Consider the following 11507-nt stretch of genomic DNA (forward strand, 5'->3'; position numbering starts at 1 on the left):
TTACTCAGACATGATGCAGCTTTCAGGCTCAAAAATTCAGGGCCAGATAGTCTATCTTTCACGCGCCTGATTTCATCAAAGAATCTGTAATTTTTGCCTAAAAGTGTAAAAGAAACTGTGGATTTGCCTGATTTTGTCAAAGAATCTGTATTCAAAATACAGATTCTTTGCACTTTTCAGGCGCGCATGTTGTTAAGGCACGCATGCTGTTATGGAGCACCTGGCGAGAAACCCCATGCACCCGCAGCTCCCTGCGCACCCGCACGGCGGCCGCGCTCGCATCCCCCCGCGCTAGCGCAGGCGCGTGAGCTGCACCTTCTCGATAAGCGAATCCACAACCGAGCGCTCCGCCGCTTGAGTTCCGCTCTCCATGACGTTTGCGGCACCCGTGGCCATGGCCAGTCGCAGCGCGTCTTCTGTCGAGAGACCCTGTGCATCTGCAAAGGCAAGCGCCGCCACAACGGAGTCACCAGCACCGACAGTGCTTCCTACCTGGACTTTTACTGGACCTGCATACCAAACCTCGTCGGCCGTAGCGTAGACGGCGCCGTTGCCGCCCATGGAAACGCAGACCGTGTCGATGCCACCAGCAACAATCTCGGACGCGGCAGCGGCAATCGCGTCCACATCGGCAAGCTCACGGCCAAGCATGGCGGAGAGCTCATGATCGTTTGGCTTGGTGAAGTATGGCTTCTGCTCAAGGCCAGCTGAGAGGGCTGCGCCGTCAGCGTCCAGGTATACCTTCAACCCGGCGTCGCGCAAAGCACGGGTCCAGCGGCCATAGGTATCAGCGGCAGCTCCGCGGGGGAGGCTGCCGGAGAGAACCACAATGTCGCCGACGGAAGTCTTGGCAATCATATCAGCAAGCGCCTGGTCAAGCACGCTGTCAGTGACCTCGGGACCGGGCTCGTTGATGTCGGTATTGGTGCCGCCCTCAGTGTCAACGACCTTCAGGTTGGTGCGCGTCTCACCGGGAACGGAAATCGCCTGGACTTTGATGTTATTCTCGCCAAGTGTGTCAGCGATCCACTTGCCGGTCTGACCTGCAAGAACGGCGATAGCGGTAGACTCTCCGCCCAGTTTAGCGATAACCTTGGAGACGTTAATGCCCTTGCCGCCCGCGTCCTGCCTGAGCCACGTGATGCGATTCACCTGGTCAACGGCAAAATTTGGCACCTGGACGGTCTTGTCCAGAGCGGGGTTGAGCGTGACGGTGTAGATGCTGGGCATAGTCGCTCCTCGGTTTGCGGCGCCGCAATCGGCGCTTGAATGGCACCGCCAAGCGGCGCAAGTTATCTACGCTGATAATACTTCAGTTTTGGCAAAAAAGTAACCGCGGACAGCGCCGTTACGCGCATATCCGCGGTCTTTTCTGGCGAGAAACCCGGCGCACTCGCGGCTCGCCCTGGACCCGCACTGCGCCGCCCTGGGCGCGCCGTCAGCGCTTACTTGCTGTCAGCGCTCTTGAACTGGTCGAGCGCCCAAGCGTACGCAGTTGGAGCAACCCTGGACCAGTACTTCCAGTTGTGGTTGTCACCGGAGTCGCGCTGGTAATCAACGTTGATACCAGCGTTTTTGAGCTGCTCAACAAAGGCGTCGACGTCAGCAACAGGCACTACGCCGTCATCGGAAGTTGTTGCCACAAAGAACGAAACCTGGCTTGGATCAACCTCACCAAGATACTGAGTGGGGAACAGCTGCTTGTACAGATCCCATGACCAGCTGGTGGTTCCGTCGCTAAAGGCATGCTGAGACGTGTAAATAAAGTTGTCGTCAGCAAGTGTGGTCCAAACAGAAGGCGAGAGCAGAATGCCCTTGCTAAAGTAATCGGAGTGGTGCAAAACAAATCGTGCTGCACCATAACCGCCCATAGAAATGCCACCGATTGCGTGATCTTTGCGATCTTTTGACACGCGATACGTGCTCTCAATGTAAGGTACCAGGTCGTTCATGATGGCAGATTCCATCTTGAGGCCGCGGTCGGCGGAGTCAATGTAGAAGCTGTTAAAGCCGTCGACAAAGACCACGATAGCTCCCTGACCAGCGGTTTGAATGGCCTCGTCAAGCATGGCGGATGAATCAAAGCGCTCCAGCAGATTGCGATGATTGCCATACAGTCCATGCAGCATATATACAACAGGGTAGGTCTTATCAGGATTGGACTCGTAGTCTGCAGGCAGGTAGACGTCATAGTTCCAGTCCAAGCCAAGGGTTGGCGAGTAGAACGATGTCGCCTTAACCGTACCTTTAGGAGCTTCGTCTTTCTGCGCCTCCGTTTGAGCGGTTGAGCTGCCCTGAGCGTTCTCAGAAGCGGCTGGTGAGCAACCATAAAATGGAATCACCAGTAAAAGCGCCGCAAACAGAGCAAGCGAGGTGCTCAGAACAACATGGTTCTTGAAGCGGGTTTTGAGCTGGCCGCCCAGCAACGCAATGTTCCGGTGCAAACGTGCGACAAAATCTGTGTCACGCATTGTTTCCTCCTGACGTTGTAGCTTTGACCTTGGTGTAAACATACGAGCACGCCCGCACTTCTCGCCCTATAAAATAAAAAGTCGAAACAAAATGCATCGCACAGCAGGCCAAGTGGTTGTTCTTGTGCTGTGGACGGCTTTTCAATGTGGAGAAACCCGTCAAATTTGAACGAATTGTTGCATTCATGAAGCAACAAAAATTCCCGCGTACAACTGCTAAAGAGTGGAGTATACTTTTAAGGCTTTTCCACAGAGCCCCGTAATCTCTGACAAGAAAAAGCATCGATGACCCGTCCAGGGGTTATCAACTCGTAATTCGTAGGAGGAGTCAAGTGAAGAAGTCGACTCAGTTCGCCAAGGCTGGCGAAGTCGAGCGCAAGTGGGTGCTCATCGACGCTGAGGGCGCAACGCTCGGTCGTCTGGCTACAAAGGCTGCCATGATTCTTCGTGGTAAGAACAAGCCACAGTACACCCCAAACGCTGATACTGGTGACTTTGTTGTCATCATCAATGCAGACAAGATCGTCCTTACTGGTGTTAAGGCTGATCACAAGGAGTATTGGCGTCACTCCGGCTACCTTGGTGGCTTGAAGATCACTTCCTTCAAGGAAGAGATGGAGAAGCACCCAGAGCGTGTCGTTGAGCACGCAGTCAAGGGCATGCTTCCTAAGACCACTCTTGGTCGCAAGCAGGGTATGAAGCTTAAGGTTTACGCCGGCGCTGAGCACCCACATGCTGCACAGAATCCCGTCAAGATTGAGCTGGAGGGCTAAACGATGGCAGATAACACCGCTGTTTACACCGGCACCGGCCGTCGTAAAGAGGCCGTCGCTCGTGTTCGTCTTGTTCCTGGAACTGGTAAGGTTACCGTTAACGGCCGCGAGGCAGTCCAGTATTTTGGTCGCCAGCAGCTCGTAGACAATGCAACCGCACCTCTCCGCATTACTGATACTCTTGGTCGTTTCGACGTCCTCGCAAACTGCGATGGCGGCGGCATCAACGGCCAGTCCGGTGCTCTTCGCCTGGGCATTGCTCGCGCTCTTCTTGAGGCTGGCGAGTATCGTGATGACCTTAAGAAGGCCGGCTACCTCACCCGCGATTCTCGTGCGGTCGAGCGTAAGAAGTACGGTCTGAAGAAGGCTCGTAAGCGTCCTCAGTTCTCCAAGCGCTAAGGCCGCTGGACCCAAAAAAGTCCTCACAAAGAGACCTGTTGTATATCGGCAGGTCTCTTTTTTGTATACTTTTAAATGGTTGCATTTTGCATATGTGCGCAACCGTTTAGTCCGCACGTTCTTCTCGCCATCTGGCGAGAAGCCCCACCTGTCGAGTAGTTCGCTGGCGCTTCGCGCGCACGTTGCTCTCCACCCGACAACATTACATTCGCAGCTAGGAGACGCTTATGAAGTACTTTGGAACCGACGGCTTTAGAGGCCGCGCAAACGAGGGTCTGAACGTCGATCACGCGTATAAAATTGGCCGCTTCATTGGCTGGTATTACGGAGCTAAGCAGGCTCGCAAGGCTCGTATCATCATTGGTAAGGATACTCGCAGGTCAAGCTATATGTTTGAGTCCGCGCTTGTCTCGGGCCTGGTTGCTTCTGGCGCTGATGCGTACATGCTGCACGTCATTCCTACGCCTGGCGTTAGCTTTGAGGTAGTAGACGGTGCCTTTGACTGCGGCGTCATGATTACTGCATCCCACAATCCGTTCACTGATAACGGCATCAAGCTGGTCAACAAAGACGGCTACAAGATGGACGAGGATGTCCTTGAGCAGGTAGAGGCCTATATTGATGGCGAGTTTGACGTTCCTCTGGCAACGGGTGACAGCATTGGCCGTACGGTTGATTACATGCAGGGCCGCAACCGCTACATCTCCAGCCTTATTGCTAGCTGCGGTTTTAGCCTCCAGGGCCTGAAGATTGGCCTGGATTGCGCTAACGGCGCAGCTTCTAGTGTTGCTCGCCCTGTTTTTGACGCCCTGGGCGCCGAGACGCATGTTATCAACAACGCTCCAAACGGCCTCAACATCAATGTTGATTGCGGTTCTACCCACATTGACCAGCTGCAGCGTTTTGTAGTTCAGAATGGCCTTGACGTGGGCTTTGCCTACGATGGTGACGCTGATCGCTGCCTGGCAGTTGACGAGCGTGGCCACGTGGTTGATGGAGACCTGATCCTCTACGTCTGCGGTACCTACCTCAACAAGTATGGTCGCCTGGCTAAGCAGACCGTAGTTACCACCGTCATGAGCAACTTTGGCCTGTTCAAAGCATTTGACGACGCTGGCCTCTCTTACGAGAAGACCAACGTGGGCGATAAGTACGTCTACGCTTGCATGAACGAGAACGAGTACAGCCTGGGCGGCGAGCAGAGCGGTCACATCATCTTTGGTGACCTGGCAAAGACCGGCGACGGCATCTTGACCAGCCTCCGTATTATGGAGGTCTTACGAGCAGAACGCGAGAAACTCTCTGAGCTGACTCGTCCCGTTACACTATATCCACAGCAGTTGGTTAACGTTCGCGTCACCGACAAAGAGGCTGCTATGCAGTCTCCTAAGGTCAACGACGCAGTTGCAGCTGCCGAGAAGTTCCTTGAGGGCAATGGTCGCGTGTTGGTCCGCGCTTCCGGAACAGAGCCTCTGGTGCGCGTTCTTGCAGAAGCTCCAACCGATGAGCTCTGCCAGCAGGCAAATCAGATTGTGCTCGATGCACTCGAGGAGTATAGGCTCAGCGCTTAAGCGCAGATAGATCCAGGGGATACGATGGCACTGGCAGGAATAGGTGTAGATATGCTTGAGATTGCCCGCATGCAGCAGGCAATTGAGAGACGCCCTCACTTTATCCGCCGTATGTTCACCGATGCCGAGCGTGCGTATTGTGAGCGCACTGCTCGCCCTGCGGAGCACTATGCTGCTCGCTTTGCAGCAAGAGAAGCCGTGCTCAAAGCCTTAGGAACGGGTTTCTCGTCTGGTATTGGTTTTCAGGATGTTTCTGTTGAGAGAGATCAGTTGGGTAGGCCACAGGCTCGTCTGACGGGCAAGGCTGCACAGATTGCGGCCGAGCAGGGTGTGCAGGAGATTGCGCTTTCTATCTCGTACACCAGAGACGTGGCGGTAGCCAATGCGGTTGCGGTAACCAACGCCGTAAAACCCAAGGTAGATCAAAAGGAAGATGCTGCCCAAGAACTGGCACGTTCGTTCAAAGAAGCTCGTTCTGTGTTGGATGAGCTTGAGCGCGTGCAAGAACCTATAATTGAGACAACCTTTGATGATGTTGTTAAATCCGAGGAGTAAGTTATGCAGCCGGTACTAAATGTTGAGGACATCAAGCGTGTAGAGATTGCGCTGACACGCGTGGGCGTGAGCGTTTCCGAGCTCATGCACCGTGCAGGTTACGCTGCTGCTCAAGAGGCCCTTGGCATGGGAGGGGACATCTCTAATGTTGTCATCCTCGTAGGTCTTGGCAATAACGGTGGAGATGGCTGGGTGGCAGCAGAAGCGCTGCGCTCTAGAAACTGCAACGTTAAGGTAGTCACTCCGCTTGAGCCCGATCAGATTTCCGGCGATCTTGCACGTCAGATGGCGCAGCGCGCCGTTCGCGCGGGAGTTTCCGTGCTTGTTGGCCCTTCTCGCCAGGAGCTGATTGACCTGCTGGCAACGGCTGACGTGGTGCTTGATTGCATGCTGGGCACCGGCTTCCACGGCAAGGTTCGTGCTCCGTTTGATATTTGGATTGAGTGCCTGAATCAGTCCGGTGCTCGCGTACTTTCCGTTGACGTTCCCAGTGGCCTTTCTGCGCAGAAGGGCCAGGTAGAAAGCGCGTGTGTTGTCGCTGACGTTACGGTTACCATGATTGCACTCAAGCCCGGCCTTATTGCCGACGCAGGCCGCGACGTTTGCGGCTCCATTGTTGTAGCTCCTCTGGCCGAGCAGACTGAGCGCCTGGTTGTTGAGGCAGATCCTGTTGCCTGGCGCGTTGACCTGGAAGATTATCTTGCTTCTGTTCCTGCCCAGCTCAACGACTGCGATAAATACTCTCGTGGCTCCGTTCTGGTGGTTGGTGGCTCTAGCCGCTTCCCCGGAGCCGCTGTTTTTGCTGCTAAGGCGGCTGCTCGTGCGGGCGCTGGCTACGTTACGCTGGCAGTTCCTGAGGCCATTGTCAGCTGCGTTCAGATGATGTTGCCAGAGGTTCCCGTTATTGGCCTCCCATGCGATGCTGAGGGTGTGTTTACCGAGGAAGCAGCTCCGCTGGTGCTGCAGCTTGCTGCCATGCGCACCGTTACGCTGGTTGGCCCTGGCATGCGCGTCTCTGGCGGAACCGTCAAGGTTACCTCCGCGCTGCTTGACTCTGAGCTGCCCGTTATTGTTGACGCCGACGCGCTCAACTGCATTGCTCGCCTCACTAATAACAACCTTCCAGATTTCCCCGAGCTCACTCGTCGTACCGCTCCGCTCATCATGACGCCGCATCGTCGCGAGCTTGGTCGCCTGGTCAACCAGGTAGACAATCCTCCCGCAAGCCTGGTGGGTCAGCTTGAGGCTGCTCGCAAGATTGTTTGGGCAGACGGCGGTTCTGAGCTGGTCATTGTTGCAAAGGGCACCGCTACCGGTTGCGTGGGCGTTCAGAAAGCCGTGCTGCCAAAGCCTGGTCCCGTTACGCTGGCAACTGCTGGCTCTGGCGACGTTCTTGCTGGTACTATTGCTGGCCGCTTGGCTCAGGTTGCTGGTCAAGTTGATGACCTGCCAACCTTCTGCTCACTTGCCTGTGAGGTTCACGCATACGCAGGTCAGCTAGCTGCCGAGAAGTTCGGTGTACGCGGAGCTATGGCTGGCGACATCTGTGACGTTATTGGCCTTGCCTCCGATGCACTTGAAGAGCAGATTGCATTCCCTATGGCAGACTTTGAAGAAGCTGCGGAGTAGGTGAGTCTGATGTCGGCATATCCCCAGGATAGATGGGCTTGGATAGAGATTGATCTTTCTGCCGTCCGCCACAACGTAAAGGCGTTTAAGGCCCAGCTCAGCCGCGGCGTTAAGATGATGTGTGTGGTCAAGGCCGACGCCTATGGTCACGGTGCTGCTCAGTGCGCTAAAGCCATGCAGTCCGTGGGTGCTGATCAGTTTGCCGTTGCAACGGTTGACGAGGGTGTTGAGCTGCGTTGCTCTGGCATCGATAATCCTATTCTGGTGCTTTCCGAGCCTCCAGTTACCTCCATTCCAGACCTCGTGCGCTTTGACATCATGCCGTCCGTCTACACAGTTGACTTTGCGCTTGCGTACGGCGAGGCTGCTGCCGCTGCTAACAAGGTTGGTCGCTACCACCTGGCCATTGATACTGGCATGACCCGCATTGGCGTCAGGCGAGAAGATCTTCTTGAGGTGCGCGGCTCTATCGATTTCCACAGGGGTCTTGAATGCGCTGGCACGTTTACGCATTTTGCTACGGCCGACGTGCTCGACAACTGGGACTTTGATCTGCAGGTCAATCGCTTTATTGAAGCGGTTACGGCACTCAAAAACGCGGGCTATGAGTTGGGCTTGGTTCACGCTGATAACACTCCTGGCACGGTTCTGCACAAAGATATCCAGTTTGATATGGTTCGTGTGGGCATTGGCCTGTATGGACTTCATCCAAGCAAGCTCACCATTCCCCGCATTGACCTGCAGCCCGTTATGAGCGTGCGCGGTCGTGTGACGCGCGTGGTCTATCCGGCTGTTGGCGACGGCGTTAGTTACGGTATGACGTGGCGTGTTCCTCGCAATAACATCCAGGTAGCTACCGTGCCTATTGGCTACGCCGACGGACTTTCACGTAGCCTTTCTAACCGTATGGACGTTTTGACGCGCGGAGATCGTGTTCGCCAGGTGGGCAACATCTGCATGGATCAGTTTATGATTGCTGTTGATACCGCAGGTACACACGCTAATAAGCCTGCGCACGAAATTCGCCATGGTGACGTGGTTACCCTCATCGGCAAAGACGGCGACCAAGAAATCACCGCAGATGAGATGGCTGACCTTCGCGAGACCATTAACTATGAGGTAGTTTGCAACTTTGGCGCTCGTCTCGATAAGGTGTACATCTAATGGCAGTCACGCTTGACGAGATTCGCAAGCAGATTGCTGATTGCAAGAAATGTCCGCTTTGGGAAACACGCACCAACATTGTGTTTGGTGGCCCAAATCCCACGGCTCGCGTCATGATTGTGGGAGAAGCTCCTGGTAAAAACGAGGATCTAAGCGGTCAACCTTTCGTAGGCGTATCGGGCAAAAAGCTTGATGCACTGTTAGAAGAAGTTGGCCTTTCTCGCCAGGATGTTTTTATCTCTAATGTGGTCAAATGCCGACCGCCTTCAAACAGAAATCCCAAGGTAGCCGAGGTGGAGGAGTGCTCTCCGTATCTTCGTAATCAGATTCGTGCTATTAAACCGGACGTTATTGTTTGCTTGGGTAATTTTGCAACACAGTTTGTCATGCATACCGATAAGGGCGTGACGGAGTTGCGCGGCAAGTTTTACCAGATAGGCGCTTTTAGCGTGCTACCCACCATGCATCCCGCATCAACTATTTACCGTAAGGAGTGGGCGCAGTTCCTCAAAGATGACCTGCGACTTCTTGCTGATTGGCTTGAGGAACACCCTCGAGGAGGCTCGTGTGACTAACCTTTCTACCAGCGCAAACGACGCTGCAACAAACAACCTGCCAGAAAAAACTGCTGCCGGCACGTATGTTTCTACCACCACCGAGCAAACTATTGCTCTTGGTCAGATTCTGGGCAAACTCCTGCAAGCAGGAGACGTGCTAGTGCTTACGGGAGACCTTGGCGCAGGAAAGACGCAGCTTACTAAGGGCATTGCTGCTGGCATGGGCGTCAAGGATGATGTAACCAGCCCAACCTTTACTATCGAGATGGTTTATGAGGGCGCACTCATGCCGCTCTACCACTTTGACCTGTATCGCCTAAACGACCCTGATCAGCTTGAAGATACGGGCCTGTACGATGCGCTTGAGTCTGATGGTCCAACTATCATCGAGTGGGGAGAGCAATTTGCGGAGCAAATTGGCGAGAGAACCCTTGATGTGTACGTTTCTAGGCTGTCTGAGGAAGAGCTGGGATCCGACGACGCTGAGCCGCGCCGTGAGATTCGCTTTATCCCACAGAATGCTCGCGGAGAAGAAATCATTCAGTCGCTGTAATTACTGAATAAATAACGTTTTTGTCATCCAGTTATAGATATTTTAAGAATATCTATAACTGGATATTTTGGCAGTACACCTGCGATTTCTTTTCATATATACTTACTAATCCGTTGAAATATGTTCAAAAAAGAAAAACAATTTTTTCTTGAAATACACGAGTTAAGGAATATGAAATGTCAAAGTATTTGCGCAACAACGTAAAACTGCTCGCAATTGCAGGCATTATGGCAAGCGTGTTGGTTTTCTCGCCAGTACTTTCTGCGATAGCTCTTGCTGAGGGTACTGAGGTAGCTGAGGCAAGCGCCACAACTGAGGCCACCGCCTCGACCGAGTCGTCTGCCGCTACGACCGAAGCGACTGCTACAACTGAGACGACCGCTGCTGCCTCAACAGATGATGATAGTGACGCAGAGGCAGTTGGATCTTATATGGGCGCCGATGGCATAATGCGCGAAATCCACATTTCAGTCTCAACAGATGGCGGCACTTATAACGGAAAAGATTATATTCCACCAACTATTTCAGGTGATTTTAAGAGTGTTTCTTTTAGCAGCAATGTTCAGCGTGAGGGATACACACTGGTAGGTTTTTCAACAGGTTATTTTTCGCAAGAGGAAATAAACAATGCAACGCCAGATATGTCGAAACCATATACTATCGATGAGAGTGGCAATGTTCATATGAATCTTGATGATATTGTTGCCTGGAGTGTTACCGACAATATTGATACAAACACTATTACGTTTCGCTATCATTTAACTACCTTATGGGCACCAAATCCTGAGCCAGAACCAGAGCCTCAGCCAGAGCCTCAGCCAGAACCAGAGCCCGCCCCAGTTGTGCCTGCCTCTGATGCAACTCAAACTCCTACACCAAGGCGCGAGAAGAGCGTTCTGCCTAACACTGGTGACGTAAGCTCTGTAGCAGGTGTTATCGCAGTAGCTGGCACCACTCTTGTTGCTCTTGGCCTTCGCAAGAAACTGCAGCAGTAAATAGTCGCCTCCTAGTAGAAATAAATCCTTATGCCTAAGCATTTTCACAACAGCACAAAGCTCCTTATTCTCTCCGGTGTTCTTGCAGGAGCATTGGTTTTCTCGCCAGTGCTTTCTTCTCTTGCGCTTGCAGAGGGTACTGAGGTGACAGAAGCAACTGCCACAACTGAGGCAACCGTCACAGCTGAGACAACCGTCTCGACCGAGTCGTCCGCTACAACTGAAGCAGCCACCGCAGCTGAGACGACTGCGACAACTGAGACAACCACTTCAACTGAGGCTGCTGCCAACACCACCTCAACAGATGACAATGGTGCAACTATTGTTCGTTATTATGATCCTGAAGTTGGTTGGAATATTAGGATTAATCTTGTTGTCGGCGCATACGGCACTCAATACAACGGAAATGCCTATATCCCTGCGACGATTTCAGACGATCATAAGAGTTTTACTTTTGATGGAAATATTCAGCGAGATGGTTACACGCTGGTAGGATATTCGTCAGAAATACTTCTCAGTAATCAAAGGGATAACGCAACTCCTGACCAGTCAATGCCTTACACCGTTGATGCTAATGGAATTGTTCACGTGAATTTTGCTGATATTACCACGTGGTCCGTTACTGATGACCTGCGTGACGACACTACAACTTACTATTACTTTTTTGCTCCTCTTTGGGCACCAAATCCTGAGCCAGAACCAGAGCCAGAACCTGAGCCTCAGCCAGAACCAGAGCCCACCCCAGTTGTACCTGCCTCTGATGCATCCCAAACTCCTGCGCCTAGGCGCGAGAAGGGCGTTCTGCCTAACACTGGTGACGCAAGCTCTGTAGCAGGTGTT

At 53.2% G+C, this 11507-nt stretch carries 11 protein-coding genes and 1 pseudogene; 10 read left to right on the top strand and 2 right to left on the bottom strand.

Annotation, left to right across the window (positions count from 1 at the left end; genetic code table 11):
- Nucleotides 1–291: 291 nt before the first annotated feature.
- Together pfkB and HMPREF1493_RS06450 are read right to left on the bottom strand one after the other, a co-directional pair.
- Nucleotides 292–1230, bottom strand: a complete 939-nt coding sequence (gene pfkB / locus HMPREF1493_RS06445; protein ID WP_035428785.1) for a 1-phosphofructokinase — start codon at nt 1228–1230, stop codon at nt 292–294.
- Nucleotides 1231–1445: 215 nt separating this feature from the next.
- Nucleotides 1446–2471 (bottom strand): alpha/beta hydrolase, encoded by a 1026-nt coding sequence (locus HMPREF1493_RS06450; protein WP_084058379.1) that lies wholly within the window; start codon nt 2469–2471, stop codon nt 1446–1448.
- Nucleotides 2472–2803: 332 nt separating this feature from the next.
- Between HMPREF1493_RS06450 and rplM the strand changes: the two genes are divergently transcribed.
- From rplM to HMPREF1493_RS06500, 10 genes and pseudogenes are all read left to right on the top strand, one after another.
- Nucleotides 2804–3244, top strand: a complete 441-nt coding sequence (rplM, locus tag HMPREF1493_RS06455; RefSeq protein WP_035428787.1) for a 50S ribosomal protein L13 — start codon at nt 2804–2806, stop codon at nt 3242–3244.
- Nucleotides 3245–3247: 3 nt separating this feature from the next.
- Nucleotides 3248–3643 (top strand): 30S ribosomal protein S9, encoded by a 396-nt coding sequence (gene rpsI, locus HMPREF1493_RS06460; RefSeq protein ID WP_035428788.1) that lies wholly within the window; start codon nt 3248–3250, stop codon nt 3641–3643.
- A 227-nt stretch (nt 3644–3870) separates the two neighbouring features.
- Nucleotides 3871–5214, top strand: a complete 1344-nt coding sequence (gene glmM, locus HMPREF1493_RS06465) for a phosphoglucosamine mutase (RefSeq protein WP_035428790.1) — start codon at nt 3871–3873, stop codon at nt 5212–5214.
- A gap of 24 nt (nt 5215–5238) precedes the next feature.
- Nucleotides 5239–5769, top strand: coding sequence for a holo-ACP synthase (gene acpS, locus HMPREF1493_RS06470; protein ID WP_035428792.1), 531 nt, complete (start codon nt 5239–5241; stop codon nt 5767–5769).
- Nucleotides 5770–5772: 3 nt separating this feature from the next.
- Nucleotides 5773–7398 carry a bifunctional ADP-dependent NAD(P)H-hydrate dehydratase/NAD(P)H-hydrate epimerase gene (locus HMPREF1493_RS06475; RefSeq protein ID WP_035428794.1) on the top strand — a complete coding sequence of 542 codons (1626 nt, stop codon included), beginning with the start codon at nt 5773–5775 and terminating at the stop codon, nt 7396–7398.
- Between the two features lie 9 nt (nt 7399–7407).
- Nucleotides 7408–8562, top strand: a complete 1155-nt coding sequence (gene alr / locus HMPREF1493_RS06480) for an alanine racemase (protein ID WP_035428795.1) — start codon at nt 7408–7410, stop codon at nt 8560–8562.
- Nucleotides 8562–9137 carry a uracil-DNA glycosylase gene (locus HMPREF1493_RS06485; RefSeq protein WP_035428798.1) on the top strand — a complete coding sequence of 192 codons (576 nt, stop codon included), beginning with the start codon at nt 8562–8564 and terminating at the stop codon, nt 9135–9137. The genes alr and HMPREF1493_RS06485 overlap by 1 nt, the downstream gene beginning before the upstream one ends.
- Nucleotides 9130–9672 (top strand): tRNA (adenosine(37)-N6)-threonylcarbamoyltransferase complex ATPase subunit type 1 TsaE, encoded by a 543-nt coding sequence (tsaE, locus tag HMPREF1493_RS06490; RefSeq protein WP_084058382.1) that lies wholly within the window; start codon nt 9130–9132, stop codon nt 9670–9672. The genes HMPREF1493_RS06485 and tsaE overlap by 8 nt, the downstream gene beginning before the upstream one ends.
- Before the next feature lie 176 nt (nt 9673–9848).
- Nucleotides 9849–10667, top strand: a complete 819-nt coding sequence (locus HMPREF1493_RS06495) for an LPXTG cell wall anchor domain-containing protein (RefSeq protein ID WP_035428800.1) — start codon at nt 9849–9851, stop codon at nt 10665–10667.
- 30 nt (nt 10668–10697) lie between these two features.
- Nucleotides 10698–11507 (top strand): annotated as a pseudogene (locus HMPREF1493_RS06500) (hypothetical protein); the annotation flags it as partial.

This window comes from Atopobium sp. ICM42b (assembly GCA_000564995.1).
In the GTDB taxonomy this organism is placed as follows: domain Bacteria; phylum Actinomycetota; class Coriobacteriia; order Coriobacteriales; family Atopobiaceae; genus Lancefieldella.

Bases quoted from the DNA above. Each gene is read 5' to 3' on its own strand.
- acpS (WP_035428792.1), top strand. From the start codon at position 5,239: ATGGCACTGGCAGGAATAGGTGTAGATATGCTTGAGATTGCCCGCATG.
- glmM (WP_035428790.1), top strand. From the start codon at position 3,871: ATGAAGTACTTTGGAACCGACGGCTTTAGAGGCCGCGCAAACGAGGGT.
- alr (WP_035428795.1), top strand. From the start codon at position 7,408: ATGTCGGCATATCCCCAGGATAGATGGGCTTGGATAGAGATTGATCTT.
- HMPREF1493_RS06495 (WP_035428800.1), top strand. From the start codon at position 9,849: ATGTCAAAGTATTTGCGCAACAACGTAAAACTGCTCGCAATTGCAGGC.
- HMPREF1493_RS06475 (WP_035428794.1), top strand. From the start codon at position 5,773: ATGCAGCCGGTACTAAATGTTGAGGACATCAAGCGTGTAGAGATTGCG.
- HMPREF1493_RS06485 (WP_035428798.1), top strand. From the start codon at position 8,562: ATGGCAGTCACGCTTGACGAGATTCGCAAGCAGATTGCTGATTGCAAG.
- HMPREF1493_RS06450 (WP_084058379.1), bottom strand. From the start codon at position 2,471: ATGCGTGACACAGATTTTGTCGCACGTTTGCACCGGAACATTGCGTTG.
- pfkB (WP_035428785.1), bottom strand. From the start codon at position 1,230: ATGCCCAGCATCTACACCGTCACGCTCAACCCCGCTCTGGACAAGACC.
- rpsI (WP_035428788.1), top strand. From the start codon at position 3,248: ATGGCAGATAACACCGCTGTTTACACCGGCACCGGCCGTCGTAAAGAG.